Genomic DNA, 14,593 nt, shown 5'->3' on the forward strand with positions numbered 1-14,593 from the left:
TTTTGTAGTAAAATACGCGCATTGTGATTAAGTTCACAATGTGCTTTGATGTTAATTTATTTTTCAGGATCTCATCATGGAAAAGAAAAGAGAGCTTTATCGTGGCAAGGCAAAATCAGTTTATGAAACTGATGATCCTAATCACTATATTATGTTGTTCCGCGACGACACCTCAGCCTTTAACGGCAAGAAAATTGAGCAGTTAGATCGTAAGGGACGCACAAACAATCACTTCAATTTCTTTATTATGAAGAAGCTTGAAGAAGCCGGTATTCCTGTCCATGTTGAGGAACTTCTTTCCGATACCGAATGCTTGGTAAAGAAGTTAGAGATGGTTCCGGTTGAGTGCGTGGTCCGTAATGTTAGCGCAGGATCAATCTGCAAGCGTTACGGCGTTAAGGAAGGCCTTGACCTTAATCCTCCTACCTTTGAGTTCTTCTTAAAGAGTGATGCATTAGATGATCCGATGGTTAACGATTCTCATATCGTTTCATTTGGTTGGGGCACTCAGGAAGATATCGATACCATGCGTAATCTTTCTTATAAGATTAATGAGGTATTAAAAGATTTGTTTGATAAAGCCGGTCTTATCTTGGTTGACTATAAGCTTGAGTTCGGTAAATACAATGGTCAGTTGATTCTAGGTGATGAGTTCTCTCCGGATGGCTGCCGTTTATGGGATAAAGAGACCCGTAAGAAACTTGATAAGGATCGCTTCCGTCAGGGATTAGGCGGTGTTATTGAAGCATACGAAGAAGTTGCTCGTCGTATCGGTTGCCCGCTGTAATTTTACGTTTTTTGCTTGTTTAAGACGCTCGATTTAAATCGGGCGTTTTTTTTCAAAAAATATTAGTAGTGTATGTCTATCTTTTAGAGCAAAGTACATCATGTAGAGTAATTTTTTTTATTATGTCTTTTTTCACGATATAGTGTTGAAGAATTGAAAGCGTCTTGTTGCCGCATGTCTGGGTGATCACGAAGCATTTTTCCATAATTAGCTAGATGGTTAGGATATTTATGTCTTCGAATAATCAAAGAAGATTTCTAAAATCTAAATATAAATCCCGGCTAACAGTGTTTTTTAGACTTTAATGTCAATTGTGACTTTACAATTTTTAGCAGTTGATAAAAGTTTTGTCCTTAATTTTGGTTTAAACTTGAATGGAAGATATATTGCTGTTTTTTAATTCATGTTTTGAGCAAATTTATAGGGTAAAAAAATGCCTAAAAAACGTCGTACAAAAATTGTTTCAACGTTAGGACCTGCAACTGATCGTCCGGGAGTTTTGGAAGGAATAATTAAAGCAGGTGCAAATGTAGTCAGAATCAATTTTTCTCATGGAGCATTTGAAGATCATAAGCGCCGTGTTGAGGCAGTAAGAGAAATTTCTCATAGATTGGGCCTTCCCGTTGCAATTATGGGAGATTTACAGGGACCGAAGATCCGTATAGGCGCTTTTAAAAACGGTCCGATAAAGCTTTCTCTTGGTGATAAATTTGTTTTGGATGCCGAACTCGGTCATGATGACGGAGATCAGAATCAAGTAGGTCTTACTTATAAAGCATTGCCTCAAGATTTAAAATCAGGTGATGTATTGCTTCTTGATGACGGCAGGATCCAATTAGAGGTTGAAAGGGTCGACGGCGCTAGGATTTATACCGTTGTTATCGTAGCAGGTATTTTGTCTAACTCTAAGGGCATCAATAAAAAAGGAGGCGGACTTTCTGCTCCTGCTTTAACGGATAAAGATAAGCAAGATATTAAATATGCCGCAGCCTTAGATCTTGATTACATGGCAATTTCATTTCCGCGTTCTGGCGAGGACTTGGTTTATGCTCGTAAGCTGTTACGTGAAGCGGGCTCTGATGCTCGAATTGTGGCAAAAGTAGAACGAGCTGAAGCCGTAGTTTCAGAAGAATCCATGCGCGATATTATTTTAGCGGCAGATGCCGTTATGGTAGCGCGTGGAGATTTGGGAGTTGAAATCGGTGATGCTCGATTAATGAGCGTTCAGAAAAATCTTATCAATTTAGCACGTGGTCTTGACAGGGTTGTAATTACCGCAACTCAGATGATGGAGTCTATGATTAAAGCTCCGATGCCGACACGAGCTGAAGTGATGGATGTTGCAAACGCTGTATTGGATGGCACTGATGCCGTGATGCTGTCAGCAGAAACAGCAGCTGGAGATTTTCCGGTTGAAACGGTTACAGCCATGTCAAAAGTATGTCATGGAGCTGAGAATTCAGTTAAGCATTCTAATTATCGTGCTGACAGAATCTTTGAGTCAGCTGAAGAAACTATAGCTATTTCTGCAATGTTTGCCGCTAACCATTTGCGCGGAATTCATGGCTTAATAACGTTTTCCGACAGCGGACACTTGCCGTTGTTGATGTCTCGTATCCGCTCCGGTTTGCCGATTTACGCTTTTTCCCGTTATCCTAAAACAGTGTCTTGGATGTGCATGTATCGCGGAGTGTTTCCTTTTGATCTGGATATAATGTCTTTTAATACTCGTGATGAAGTTTTATATGCTGCAATTGAAGAGTTAAAAGCACGCAGCCTGGTGCAAAAAGGAGATAAGCTGGTAGTAACTTTTGGTATGACTATGGGCAAGTCGGGACAGACTGACAGTATGCGAGTCATTACTATTAACTGATATTACTACGTCTAATGAGCACATCCTCTTAAGTTTTGACAGCAGGGGATGTGCTATGAACTTTATGCATTTTTAATACTGTGATCGTTGTCGATTAACGAACAGTTGTAGTTTTGGTATCGTGTTAATATTTCTACGATTTAGTATAATCATTTTTCAATTTTCTCTTTTTTAGGATATTTAAGGTGAAAAAGTTTTCTTTATTTGTTAAGTCATTGGTTTTGTGTTTGTTCTTATCTTTTGGTGCGGCTCACGCCTCAACTTCTGTGAATATTTCTTCAATAGGCGTGGCTGTAGTTAACGGTTTTTCTGACGTCGCTGTATCTTTTGTTGATGATTCCTTGCAGGCAAGAGGCTTTGGCGGGTTCGGAAGGGCAAACAAGGGCTTTTCTATGAATTTTGGCGGTAAAGGAAAATCTGCAGCCTCAACTAATGCCTCTAAAAATAATACTGCTGCAAATGCCAATAAAGGCACTGCAGCTAATTCTGCAGCACGTGCCGGATTATTCGGATTTTTAGGCGGTCTTGGTATGATGGGTATGATGATGTTAGGCGTAGGAATTTTCGGCGGTGGTTTCCTGCTTTACGTTCTCGCTATGATGCTTATACCTGTAATTGCCGGTTTCTTTAAGAATAAGCAGAATATGCAGAATCAGGAGATTCCGACCTCATCTTATTCAGCAAGTGACTTGTTCAGGAAACCAAACGACGAGGACGAAAAAGGCTCTCGACGTTTCTAATTTAAGTTTGAAAAGGCGCTATTTACTTATAAGCGCCTTTTTAATAGGTTCTTTCTCTATAATAGCTCCGTCAGCTTCATTTAATGCTTTAGGGGAATTAAACGAAAAGCCCTGCAGCAGATTGCGCAGATTTCCTTTTCCGCGGTAGAAACGGTTGCCGGCATTATCGATGCTGTCGCCTAGCGATTTATAACGTTTTTCCATATCTTCAAAAGCTTCAATAACCAAATCGCACTTTTTATAGATATTTTGCGCATCGGAGGCAAGTTTGCGCAATCTGTCATTTTGTGTAGAAAGCACCCATAGATTTGATACTACTCTTAAGGCAGGCAGTAAATTAGAAGGTGAAACTAAATATACGTTATTTTTTACGGCATAATCATATAGATTGCTGTCTTCTTTAAGCGCTAATGATAGAGCATTATCAATAGGTACAAACATGAAGACAAAAGAAGGGGAGTTAAGACTTAAATATTCATTATATTTTGCTTTTGCCAGCTCGTTTATATGAGATTTTAAAGAGCTGAGATGTTTTTTTAGTGCTTCATTGCGTTCTTCTTCTTTTGCTGCATTGATAAAGACTGTGTAGTCAGTAAGTGAGCATTTGGAATCGATAATAATGGAATGTCCTTTAGGTAAACGAATAACCACGTCAGGGCGACCGTTTTCTCCTAAGGATCGATTGCCTGCGACTTCTCGATCATACTCATAGCCTTTACGTAATCCAGAGTTTTCCAGTACCAATTCAAGCTGATGTTCACCCCAGATACCTTGACTTTTGCCGTTTGATCTGAGGGCAAAAGATAGCTCATCTGCCTGTTTGGTTAATGACTGCTGAGCCTGCTGCAGTTTTAATAGTTCGTTTTTAAGTGAACCTGCTTGCTCGGAATTTATTTTTTGTACTGAGTTTAAAAATTCACGAAACACTGATAGTTCTTCTTTTAGCGGTTTTACAGCAAGTGAAAATTGTTCCTGTCCTGATTTTTGCAATTCCGCACTGCGTTGCTTGAGCAGTTTTTCGCCGATTATTGTAAGCTTTTGCTCAAGATCTTTATATATATGTTCTTGTTTGTCATTTTCAATTTTTCTTTGTTCGTTAACGTTTTTAATTCTTTCGTTTAATGAGGCGATTTCGTTTTTTAAATTAGTACGCTCAAGGGAAAGATTGTCAATTGAGGCTTTGCTGGAAGCTAAATTCGTTGCATATTCGTTAAGCTGATTGGTTAAGTTATAGTTATCTCGCTTTTGTGATGTAAGTTCCAAAATAAGATTTTGATTATCATTTGTCAGTTTGGCGACGTCATTTTCTTTTTGAAGAAGGTTTTCTTTTGTTTTATCCAGATCTTGAGTGATTATGCTGACGAGCATTTTATTTTTTATAAGTTTTTTATAAAAAATAAAAGATAGACAAAGCAGAAAGAAAATTATTAATAAAAAAACGATATTTAACGGAGTAAATGTAAAACTGTACATACTGTGCTCTTTTTAAAAATTTTATTAATATTAACACGATAGCATTTTAAGGGTAATTAAGAATAGAATTTTACTTATATGGGATATGAAATAAAAAACGCCAATTTGATAGGAAAATTGGCGTTTTTAGAATGAAAGAGATAGATAATTAATCTTTGTAATTTGCGGCGATATTGAAAATAGCTTCAACATCAGGACGCTTTAAGATCATAAAGTGACCTTCGGTATGATCATCAATTCCTAAGTTATTAAGCAGTGTCGGAATATCTTCTTTCTTTGCACCGAGATCTGCAAAAGAAAGAGGTAAACCGGCTGACTTCCATAAAGCTCTTAATGCGGCAATGCCGTTTTTGGCGGTTACTTCGGGATGCGCAAAATCCATTGCACAGCCGAAAACGCGGTTTGCAAATTGAGCAAAGCGCATTACGTCATGGTCCATAACGTGCTCCATCCATGCCGGCATAATGACGGAAAGTCCGGCTCCGTGAGCACAGTCGTATAACGCCGAAAGCTCATGTTCAATACGGTGGCTGGCCCAGTCCTGTTCGCGATCCACGCCGCAGAGATTGTTATGGGCAAGAGATGATGCCCACATAATGTTGGCACGAGCCTCATAGTCGTTAGGATCTTTCATAACGCGAGGAATCATAGCTACCATTGCTCTTAAGATGCCTTCGCATAGCTGATCGGTAACTTCTACGTCCTTAGTATTGGTGAAATATCTTTCCATGACGTGGCACATGATGTCACAGCAGCCGCAGGCTGTTTGGTACGGAGGCAAAGTCATGGTAAGTTCAGGGTTCATAATGGCAAACTTAGCTACATTTGCTTGACAGTTGCTTCCTTTCTTTTTAATGATACCGTTGACTTCTTTATCAATAACACAGCTGTTTGAACACTCAGATCCTGCAGCTGCAATAGTAAGAACAGATCCTAAAGGTAAAGATACTTCAGGGGTTTTTCCTCCCATAAAGAAGTCCCAGAAGTCGCCGTCATAAGGAACACCCATAGCAATTGCTTTAGAACTGTCAATGACGCTTCCGCCGCCGACAGCTAAAATCATGTCAACGCCTTCCTTTTTGCAAAGTTTAATGCCTTCATATACTAACTCTGCACGAGGATTAGGTTGAACGCCGCCAAGCTTTACATAAGATAAACCGGCAGTAGTTAAGGATTTTTCAACACGATCGATAAGTCCTGATTTAATTGCAGATTTTCCGCCAAAATGAATGAGAACTTTGGTTCCCCCGTGTTTTTTGCAAATTTCTCCGGCGTTGTTTTCAGCTCCGCGCCCAAAATAAATATCAGTAGGACGATGGAAGTTAAAATTATTCATTTTTCGTAAATCCTCGATTATTTTAAAATTTCAGCTCTTAATTCAGCTACCATTTTGGCATATTCATCATCGGATAATGTTACTTTTGGAACATCATCTTTAAACGGACCGCCCCATTGTAGACCATCTTTGTACTTAGGTACGATATGAATGTGCAGATGCGGTACTAAGTCACCGTATATGGCGTAGTTAACTTTATCAGGATGATATAGGTTAACTATTGCTTTAACTACTTGTGACAGCTCGGCAAAGAAGATTTGGTTTTCTTCTGGGGTTAAGTCGCTTACCTCTGTTTTATGATCTTTAAACTTTAAAACGACGCGTCCTTTATGTTTTTGATCTTTATTTAGGTAGACGGTTGACATATTAAGCTTGCAGATTTCAATCATTAAGCTTTTACGGGTTTCACCGTCTTCACAATAAAAACAACTACTCATTTTTTTATTAACTTCTTATGCTAAATCATTCCGGCCCAAGTAGGAATAGACATGGACAATGCCGGGATATAGGTTACTAACATCAGCACGATAATAATTGCGGCGAAGAACGGCAGCAATTTACGGGTAGCACTTTCAATTGAAACACCGCTGATGCTGCATCCGACGAATAATGCACTGCCTACAGGAGGCGTCATAATACCTACGCAAAGATTGAACATGATCATGATACCGAAATGGACCGGATGCATACCGATAGCAGTAGCGATAGGCAGGAAGATCGGGGTGAAGATCAAAAGTGCCGGAGTCAAGTCCATAAACATGCCGACTATAAGCAGTACTACGTTGATGATAAGCAGAATTATAATTTCATTAGTGGTAATCCCTAAAATGGTGTCGCTGATAAGTTTAGGCAGCTGAGTATAGGCAAGGACATAAGACATTGCCGATGACGCACCGATAAGGAATAACACCAAACTGCTGATTTCAATCGTATCTTTGGCAATGAACTTTAAGGTTTTAAGGTCAATCTGTTTGTAAATGACGGATAAGATCAGAGCATAAACAACGGCAGCGCAGGCAGCTTCGGTTGCGGTGTAAATACCAGCTATGATACCGCCGATGATGACGATGATAAGAGCAAGACTCGGGAAAGCTTGCCAAATAATTTGACATGCTTCTTTGAAGGTAAATTTAACTACTACTCTATCGCCAGCGAGGGCAGGATTAATCTTTAAGTAGATTGCAACTACAATCATACTGGCAAGACCCATTAATATTCCCGGAATATAGCCAGCAAGGAATAAAGCACCGATTGAAGTGCCGCCGCTTACTACTGAGTAAACGATCATGCCGTTTGAGGGGGGAATAATTTGTCCTGTAGGTCCGGAAGCGATATTGGCTGCAGTGAACAAAGAAACGTCCATACCGTTTTTTTGTACCTGCGGCAGTAAGGTTTTGCCTACGGCAGCTACGGCTGCTACAGCCGATCCGGATACGGATCCGAAAAGCATGTTGGCTACAATGTTTACATGAGAAACGGCACCGGGGATGCGTCCTACGAATATGTAGGCAAAGCGGATCAATCTGTTGGCTATGCCGCCATGGTTCATGATATTACCGGCTAGAATAAATAGAGGAACGGCCAGCAAGCTAAAGCTGTCTATACCGGTTACCATTTTTTGACCGGCAGTTGATACTGCTACGGTAAACGGCATAGTACTTATGAGAATAATGACAGAAGAAACGCCGATACTGATGGCAATGGGAACGCCTAAAGCAATTAAGGCGCCAAAAATAAGAACAAGGTAAATGCCTATAGATGCATCCATTTTTAGGCTCCTTCTTTTTTGTCTTCGTTGGCTGAACCGTTACCTAAAAACAGTTCGATGATGTTTAATATCATGTAGTAAATGATGCAAACAGCACTTATTGGCAGAATAGAATAGAATACTCCCATCGGGATTCCTAAAGAAGGGGAAGGTTGTCCCATAGTTCTGCCGATTAAGCGTTGACTGCCGTAGATCATGACGAATACGGCAAAAAGAACTATAAGCGCATAAGTAAAGGCGACTACGGTTTTCTTGGCATTTGCCGGCATCATATCTCTTAATGAGGTAACGCTTAAATGTCCGTTGTTGCCAAAGAGGTAAGCTCCACCTAAGAAACTCATCCATACCATGAGAAAACGCGCGGCTTCATCGGTAAAAGTACTTGGTGATTGCGCTACATAGCGTGATAAAACCTGCCAAGTCACATCGACTACTAGCAATGTTAAAATCACGATATTAATGCCAAAGAGGCATTTATCCATCACGGATTTTAGAAATTTAACAGTCTGCATTTTTTTCTATCCGTAAAAAGACGGCATCAGGATGATGCCGCCAGATTAAAAAGATTACTGTAATTCCTGAATAGCCTTAATGAGGTCGGCACGATCTGGATTTTTCATTTCATTTTCAAGAATGCTCTTGGTCTTTTCGACGAACGGAGCTTTATCTACAGTTACGATTTCGATGCCGAGATCTTTCGCTTTTGCTTTATTGGCGTTAGTTTGCTCAACGAAAAGACGCATTTGCTCATCACGAGCATAAGCGGCAGCTTCTGTAACCCACTGCTGTTCCTGCTCGGATAAGTCATCCCAAGTATATTGAGACATAATTACTACGTTAGGCGGCATGGAGTGTTCGTCTTCGTTGAAGTATTTGGCTACTTCAAAATGGCGAGACTGTACATAGAACACGAAGTTGTTTTCTGCACCATCAATAACTGATTGCTGTAAAGCTGAATAAACTTCAGTTGATGATAGAGGCGTAGGTTGTCCGCCCATAAGCTTTACAGTGTCAATTGACATCTGCGATTCAGGAACGCGCATCTTGAGTCCGTCTAAATCTTCAGGTTTATTGATGGGTTTTTTAGTATAGAAGCTGCGCGGTCCACAGGTTTCAAACCATAAACCCTTAAAACCTTCATCGGCAGAAGCGTCAAGCAGATATTTATATGCGATATCGGATTTAATGAAGTGCTGCACGTGTTCAAAAGATCTGAAAAGGTAAGGAATATTAGTTACGGCGTAGCGGGGGAAGAAGGTTTCAATGACCTGACCTCCGACCATGCTGATATCGAGAGCTCCGTTTAAAACCTGTTCAGCAACTTCACGTTCACCGCCTAATTGGCCGTTAGGGAAAATGGTGACTGTTATATCACCGCCTGAGAGTTCTTTTAATTTTTCACCAAAAGCGACGAAGCTTAAGTGAGTAGGATCATCTTCTACATGAGAATGAGCCATTCTTAATTCGCGGGCTTCAACAGAGGAGGCTAAAGCCGCGCAGGTAACACAGGCTAAAAGGGCTGCGGAGATTTTTGATAATTTCATATCGGGACCTCGTTCAATATGGATGAAATTGAAGTTGTTATTTAGGATATAAAAAGAAAAATACAAGTAGCATGATATAAATCACAATTATTCAAAATAATATTCATGTGTCTATAATAACAGATTTAGTTAAATTATATATAATTTTCAATATGTTATCTAAGACTTAAACTGAAATTATTTGCTTTAAAATAGTAAAAATGTGATTTTTTTCAAATAAATAATTTTAATTATGTCTTATAAGATAGACAGTTTTATAAAAAATTGGTGTTAAATATGAGTGCTTTAATAGTAAAACAGGCCTATATTCCTTCTATGCTTGAAGATTTAATCAATAAGCAGTACAAGATGATTGACTTGGCTGAAGCTCAAGGAATCACAGATAATGAAGAAATTTTGAATAATACGGAAATAATGATTACTAACGGTGAAGCCAAAGTTGGTAAGGATTTGATTGATAAATATAATAATTTAAAGCTGATTGCAGATTTTGGCGTTGGGTACGACGGGATCGATGTAAATTATGCGGTTAAAAAAGGTATAAAAGTTACCCATACGCCGGGAGTGTTGACTGATGATGTCGCGGATTTGGGAGTAGGTTTGCTTATAGCGTTAAGTCGGGAAATTCCTAAAGCAGATAAGTTTGTTAAATACGGAAAATGGCAAGAGTTGGGAATGGGATCTTTTTCTTGGACGCATAAAGTTTCAGGAAGCAGGGTCGGCATTGTCGGTATGGGAAGAATCGGCAGCGCAATTGCCAAACGTTTATCCGCTTTTGACGTGACTATAGGTTATTGCAATCAAAGTAAAGTTGATAATGAAAATTATCTATATTTTTCTTCATTGGTTGATTTGGCCTCTTTTTCAGATTTTCTGGTTGTATGCGTTCCCGGGATTAAGGAAAACTGCCATTTAATTAATAAAAATGTTTTAAAAGCGTTGGGGGCTTCGGGAGCATTAATTAATATTTCACGCGGCAGTGTTGTAGACGAGGAATATTTAACTGGAGCTCTTATCAATAAAGAAATTAGAGGAGCGGCCTTGGATGTTTTTGAACATGAACCTTATGTCAGTGACAAATTGCGTAATCTTGATAATGTCATCTTAACGCCGCATATGGCCAGTGCTACTTGGGAGACCCGTAAAGCGATGGCGCAGCTTGTTTTTGATAACGTTACGGCTTTCATTCAGGGAAAAGAACTTATCACTCCGGTCCCTGAGTGTTTTAAGGTAAAATAACTTCCGAAATTTGAAGAGGTTATGATGGAAGAAAAATCACGAGTTCCTGCACTTACAAGATGTATGGCAATTTTGTCTTATCTTGAAAAGCATAAAAAATGTACTATCTCAGAGTTGGTTAGCGCTTTAAAACTGCCGCGTAGTTCCGGATATGTTTTAGTTGATGAAATGCTAAAACAGGGACTGATCAATCAGGATAAAAACGGTAATTTGCAATTATGGATGCGTCTTATAGAGCTCGGCTCTTGTGCTTCTCGTAATATTGATTTGCGCGATAAAATCGTTCCGTCATTAAGTTCACTTTTAGACAGTGTTGATTGCCTTGCCGTGCATTATGGGATCATGGAAGGAGATCGCGGATTTTACGTGATTAAGCTTGAAAGTCCGCGTGCCGGAATGCTTATAAAATCTCGCGAGGGATTGCCTGTTTCATTGGTGCATGCAGGATTAGGCAAATGTCTTCTTGCTTATCAAAGTCCTGAGGTAAGAGAAAGAATTCTACCGACGATTGATTATACACCTGAAAGTCCTACTTCTATAACCACGCCAGAAGCGTTAAGGGCAGAACTTGCAAAAATAAGACTTCAAGGTTGGGCTTTTGATAATAGTGAAGGTGAGGCCGATATTCGTTGTGTAGCAGCCCCTGTTTTTAATGCGCAGCATGAACTGTTAGGAGCGATATCAATTGTCGGATCTGTTCTTAAATTTAATGATGATGTGATCCCGGATGTGGTAAGAAAAGTGAAGCAGTGCGCAAGCAGCATTGAGCAAAGTATTCTTTCATATTAGATTAATTTTTATCTATTATATTAGAATTGATTTTAATATAATAAAATTTGTGATGATCGTAGATTTTTTTAGTTCAATTTTTGATTATTCTTTAATAATGAGGTTATTTGGGGTGCTTTTTTGTTTTTCCCGTAAATCTCGCTTTTTATTTAAAAGTTTCTCAAAATGAAGAGATTAAATTTTTATAAAAAGGATTAAATCTCCTTTTTTGCAAGAAATTTAAAGGTGATGATAGTTATGAATACTTTAGATTTTATTTATGAAAAAAAATTAGTTGCGATCTCTCGCGGCGTTTACGGGGATAATTTGTTAAAAGCTTCTCAAATCATTAATGAAGAAGGTATTTGTTTACTGGAAATCACTTTTGATCAATCATCCTCTACTAATCTTATTGATACTCCTAAATCAATTGAAAAAGTTAAAAATGCTTTAGGAGATAAGATGTGCGTCGGCGCCGGTACCGTGATGACCATTGAGCAGGCTCGTGCTGCCAAGGCAGCCGGGGCTGATTTTGCACTGGCTCCAAATACTGATGTCGCCGTAATTCACGAGATGAAAAAACTCGGTCTTATAGCTGTTCCCGGAGCTTTTACACCGTCAGAAGTGGCAACTGCTTATAATGAAGGTGCTGATATCGTCAAGTTATTCCCGGCTTCGATTTTAGGGCTTGAATACGTTAAAGCCTTCAGAGCTCCGATTAACCACATCCCATTAATGGCTGTCGGCGGTGTAAGCGTAGATAATGTAAAAGAATTCTTGTCTTCTGGTTTTATGTCTGCAGGTGTAGGTTCACACATTATTAATGCTAAAAAAATCGCTTCAGGTGATTTTGATGGCGTTCGCAACGCTGCCAAGGGTTTTGTCGCTGCTATCAAGTAAAGGAGAGATTAAATGAGCGCGAAAAATTTTGTCGTATGTGATTGGGGGTCAACCAATATTCGTGCTTTCTTGTATTTAGACGGAAAGCAGGTTGAAATAAAAAAATCCCATGAAGGCGTAACTACTGTTCGCGGTAAAGACTGTGAAGGTGCTTTTGATCGTCTTACTGCAGAATGGTTCCAAAAATACGGCCCGATGCCGACTATTATGGCAGGAATGGTGGGAAGTATTAACGGCTGGACTGATGCTGCATACCTTGATTGCCCGGTTGATTTGGGAGATCTTTCCAGTCAATTGACAGAAGTACACCACTCAAAAGGATATAAAATTCGTATTGTTCCCGGTATTTGCGTAAGGGATAAAGATAACTGGAACGTTATTCGCGGAGAAGAGACTCAGCTGGCCGGAGCTTTTAAATTAAGTCCTTCTAAGGTTTATATTATGCCGGGTACTCACTGCAAGTGGGTATTGGCTGACGGTTCTCGCGTTAACAGCTTTAGAACTGCAATGACCGGTGAAATGCACTCTATTATGATGAAGTATTCATTGGTCGGACTCGGTGCCGGAGAGCAGGAAGATTCAGAGCCTGATTTCATGGCAGGTTTGGAGCGCGGTTATACTGAAAATAATATCGTTCCACGTTTGTTTGAAATTCGCGGTGCTAATATTTTAGGCGGTATTAAGCCTTGCCATGTCGGTGAATTCTTATCAGGTCTTTTAATCGGAGCTGAAGTGGCTTCCATGCAGAAGATTTTCAAGTTCACAAAAGAAGACAGCCCGCTTACCGTAATTGCCAATGACTTCTTCTATGCAAGATATGAGAAAGCTTTGAAGCTTGCAGGACTTGAAGCAAAGCAGCTTGATGCCGATACTTGTTTCTTGGAAGGTATCATCCCGCTTGCACAGTCATTACTGTAATAAAATATTTAAATTAATTTAACGCCCGTAAGGGCGTTTTTTAAAGGTTATTGAGTTATGAAGATTACTAAGGTCAGTACTTACCGTGTTTTACCGCGCTGGATGTTCGTCAAGATTGAGACCGATGAGGGCATTTCCGGTTGGGGTGAGCCGGTTGTTGAAGGTCATGCCAAGACTGTAGAAGCAGCTGTTCATGAGTGTGCTGAATACATTGTCGGAAAAGATCCTTCTAATATCAATGATATTTGGCAGATGCTGTACCGTACACGCTTTTATCGCGGCGGTCCTATAATGATGTCGGCCATTGCCGGTATTGATCAGGCATTATGGGATATTAAAGGTAAAGCTTTAAATGTTAATGTCACTGAGCTGTTAGGAGGAAAAGTCCGCGATAAGATTAAGGCCTACAGTTGGGTCGGCGGAGATCGTCCCGCTGACGTGGTTGAGGGCATTAACAAACTGCGTGAAATCGGTTTTGATACATTTAAGCTTAACGGCTGTGAAGATTTGGGTATGATTGATACCCATAAAAAGATGAAGCATTCAATTCACATTGCAGAACAAATTCGTAAAGAATTCGGTGATGAAATTGAGTTTGGTCTTGATTTCCATGGCCGCGTTACTGCTCCGATGGCAAAGTTAATGATGAAGGAGCTTGAACCTTATCATCCTTATTTCATTGAGGAGCCGGTACTCGCTGAAAACTGTGAGTATTATAGAGATTTAGCTGATTGCTCAAGTCTTATTATTGCAGCTGGCGAGCGTATGTATTCACGCTTTGAATTTAAACGCGTATTTGAGGCGCGCGGCGTGTCTATTCTTCAGCCTGATTTGTCACATGCCGGCGGTATCACCGAGTGCATGAAGATCGCTTCAATGGCCGAGGCTTATGATGTGGCTATTGCTCCGCATTGCCCGTTGGGTCCTGTAGCTTTGGCTTCATGTCTTGCTGTTGATATGGTGTCTTGGAATGCGGCACTGCAAGAACAGAGCATGGGTATTCATTATAATCAGGGGGCTGAGCTTTTAACTTATGTGAACAATCCTGAAGACTTTGATATGTCTGACGGTTTCTTGCATGCCTTAACCAAGCCTGGCCTCGGTGTTGAGGTTAATGAAGAAAGAATAAAGAAAGCTGCTGAAGAAGCTGATGTAAATTGGCATAATCCGGTATGGCGTCATCCTGACGGATCTGTTGCCGAATGGTAATTTCAAACATTAAAAAAAAGCGGGATTTCCCGCTTTTT

At 39.9% G+C, this 14,593-nt stretch carries 14 protein-coding genes; 8 read left to right on the forward strand and 6 right to left on the reverse strand.

Annotation, left to right across the window (positions count from 1 at the left end; translation table 11 throughout):
* Window positions 1-76 precede the first annotated feature (76 nt).
* From purC to HMPREF9444_RS09300, 3 genes are all read left to right on the forward strand, one after another.
* Window positions 77-787: a phosphoribosylaminoimidazolesuccinocarboxamide synthase gene (purC, locus tag HMPREF9444_RS09290; protein WP_009144177.1), complete on the forward strand. Its 711-nt coding sequence runs from the start codon at window positions 77-79 to the stop codon at window positions 785-787.
* 433 nt (window positions 788-1,220) lie between these two features.
* Window positions 1,221-2,660 (forward strand): pyruvate kinase, encoded by a 1,440-nt coding sequence (gene pyk / locus HMPREF9444_RS09295; protein ID WP_009144178.1) that lies wholly within the window; start codon window positions 1,221-1,223, stop codon window positions 2,658-2,660.
* A gap of 185 nt (window positions 2,661-2,845) precedes the next feature.
* Window positions 2,846-3,400 carry a hypothetical protein gene (locus HMPREF9444_RS09300; protein WP_009144179.1) on the forward strand — a complete coding sequence of 185 codons (555 nt, stop codon included), beginning with the start codon at window positions 2,846-2,848 and terminating at the stop codon, window positions 3,398-3,400.
* 18 nt (window positions 3,401-3,418) lie between these two features.
* Here the strand turns inward: HMPREF9444_RS09300 and rmuC are convergent, their stop codons facing one another.
* From rmuC to HMPREF9444_RS09330, 6 genes are all read right to left on the reverse strand, one after another.
* Window positions 3,419-4,873 (reverse strand): DNA recombination protein RmuC, encoded by a 1,455-nt coding sequence (gene rmuC, locus HMPREF9444_RS10685; RefSeq protein WP_009144180.1) that lies wholly within the window; start codon window positions 4,871-4,873, stop codon window positions 3,419-3,421.
* 148 nt (window positions 4,874-5,021) lie between these two features.
* Complete coding sequence (locus HMPREF9444_RS09310; protein ID WP_009144181.1) at window positions 5,022-6,209, reverse strand: iron-containing alcohol dehydrogenase; 1,188 nt, start codon at window positions 6,207-6,209, stop codon at window positions 5,022-5,024.
* 17 nt (window positions 6,210-6,226) lie between these two features.
* Window positions 6,227-6,646, reverse strand: a complete 420-nt coding sequence (locus tag HMPREF9444_RS09315; RefSeq protein ID WP_040909496.1) for an HIT family protein — start codon at window positions 6,644-6,646, stop codon at window positions 6,227-6,229.
* A 20-nt stretch (window positions 6,647-6,666) separates the two neighbouring features.
* Entirely contained in the window at window positions 6,667-7,977 is a 1,311-nt protein-coding gene (locus HMPREF9444_RS09320) for a TRAP transporter large permease (protein ID WP_009144183.1), read from the reverse strand.
* Window positions 7,978-7,979: 2 nt separating this feature from the next.
* The gene (locus HMPREF9444_RS09325; protein ID WP_009144184.1) at window positions 7,980-8,489 is read right to left on the reverse strand and encodes a TRAP transporter small permease; all 510 of its coding nucleotides are present in this window, start codon (window positions 8,487-8,489) and stop codon (window positions 7,980-7,982) included.
* 54 nt (window positions 8,490-8,543) lie between these two features.
* On the reverse strand, window positions 8,544-9,521 hold the full coding sequence (locus HMPREF9444_RS09330; RefSeq protein ID WP_009144185.1) for a TRAP transporter substrate-binding protein: 978 nt from the start codon (window positions 9,519-9,521) through the stop codon (window positions 8,544-8,546).
* 276 nt (window positions 9,522-9,797) lie between these two features.
* On the opposite strand from HMPREF9444_RS09330, the gene HMPREF9444_RS09335 reads away from it, so the two are divergent.
* The 5 genes from HMPREF9444_RS09335 to dgoD all read left to right on the forward strand — a co-directional run bounded on the left by HMPREF9444_RS09335 (window position 9,798) and on the right by dgoD (window position 14,555).
* Window positions 9,798-10,760: a 2-hydroxyacid dehydrogenase gene (locus HMPREF9444_RS09335; protein ID WP_009144186.1), complete on the forward strand. Its 963-nt coding sequence runs from the start codon at window positions 9,798-9,800 to the stop codon at window positions 10,758-10,760.
* 21 nt (window positions 10,761-10,781) lie between these two features.
* Complete coding sequence (locus tag HMPREF9444_RS09340) at window positions 10,782-11,549, forward strand: IclR family transcriptional regulator (protein WP_009144187.1); 768 nt, start codon at window positions 10,782-10,784, stop codon at window positions 11,547-11,549.
* Window positions 11,550-11,786: 237 nt separating this feature from the next.
* Window positions 11,787-12,428 (forward strand): bifunctional 4-hydroxy-2-oxoglutarate aldolase/2-dehydro-3-deoxy-phosphogluconate aldolase, encoded by a 642-nt coding sequence (locus HMPREF9444_RS09345; RefSeq protein WP_148514433.1) that lies wholly within the window; start codon window positions 11,787-11,789, stop codon window positions 12,426-12,428.
* Between the two features lie 12 nt (window positions 12,429-12,440).
* Window positions 12,441-13,346 carry a 2-dehydro-3-deoxygalactonokinase gene (locus HMPREF9444_RS09350; RefSeq protein WP_009144189.1) on the forward strand — a complete coding sequence of 302 codons (906 nt, stop codon included), beginning with the start codon at window positions 12,441-12,443 and terminating at the stop codon, window positions 13,344-13,346.
* Window positions 13,347-13,403: 57 nt separating this feature from the next.
* Window positions 13,404-14,555 carry a galactonate dehydratase gene (gene dgoD / locus HMPREF9444_RS09355; RefSeq protein WP_040909498.1) on the forward strand — a complete coding sequence of 384 codons (1,152 nt, stop codon included), beginning with the start codon at window positions 13,404-13,406 and terminating at the stop codon, window positions 14,553-14,555.
* Window positions 14,556-14,593: the final 38 nt, after the last annotated feature.

This window comes from Succinatimonas hippei YIT 12066 (genome assembly GCF_000188195.1).
Classification (GTDB): Bacteria; Pseudomonadota; Gammaproteobacteria; order Enterobacterales; family Succinivibrionaceae; genus Succinatimonas; species Succinatimonas hippei.

Bases quoted from the DNA above. Each gene is read 5' to 3' on its own strand.
- HMPREF9444_RS09345 (WP_148514433.1), top strand. From the start codon at position 11,787: ATGAATACTTTAGATTTTATTTATGAAAAAAAATTAGTTGCGATCTCT.
- dgoD (WP_040909498.1), top strand. From the start codon at position 13,404: ATGAAGATTACTAAGGTCAGTACTTACCGTGTTTTACCGCGCTGGATG.
- HMPREF9444_RS09325 (WP_009144184.1), bottom strand. From the start codon at position 8,489: ATGCAGACTGTTAAATTTCTAAAATCCGTGATGGATAAATGCCTCTTT.
- pyk (WP_009144178.1), top strand. From the start codon at position 1,221: ATGCCTAAAAAACGTCGTACAAAAATTGTTTCAACGTTAGGACCTGCA.
- HMPREF9444_RS09330 (WP_009144185.1), bottom strand. From the start codon at position 9,521: ATGAAATTATCAAAAATCTCCGCAGCCCTTTTAGCCTGTGTTACCTGC.
- purC (WP_009144177.1), top strand. From the start codon at position 77: ATGGAAAAGAAAAGAGAGCTTTATCGTGGCAAGGCAAAATCAGTTTAT.
- HMPREF9444_RS09310 (WP_009144181.1), bottom strand. From the start codon at position 6,209: ATGAATAATTTTAACTTCCATCGTCCTACTGATATTTATTTTGGGCGC.
- HMPREF9444_RS09320 (WP_009144183.1), bottom strand. From the start codon at position 7,977: ATGGATGCATCTATAGGCATTTACCTTGTTCTTATTTTTGGCGCCTTA.
- HMPREF9444_RS09340 (WP_009144187.1), top strand. From the start codon at position 10,782: ATGATGGAAGAAAAATCACGAGTTCCTGCACTTACAAGATGTATGGCA.
- HMPREF9444_RS09315 (WP_040909496.1), bottom strand. From the start codon at position 6,646: ATGAGTAGTTGTTTTTATTGTGAAGACGGTGAAACCCGTAAAAGCTTA.
- rmuC (WP_009144180.1), bottom strand. From the start codon at position 4,873: ATGTACAGTTTTACATTTACTCCGTTAAATATCGTTTTTTTATTAATA.
- HMPREF9444_RS09335 (WP_009144186.1), top strand. From the start codon at position 9,798: ATGAGTGCTTTAATAGTAAAACAGGCCTATATTCCTTCTATGCTTGAA.
- HMPREF9444_RS09350 (WP_009144189.1), top strand. From the start codon at position 12,441: ATGAGCGCGAAAAATTTTGTCGTATGTGATTGGGGGTCAACCAATATT.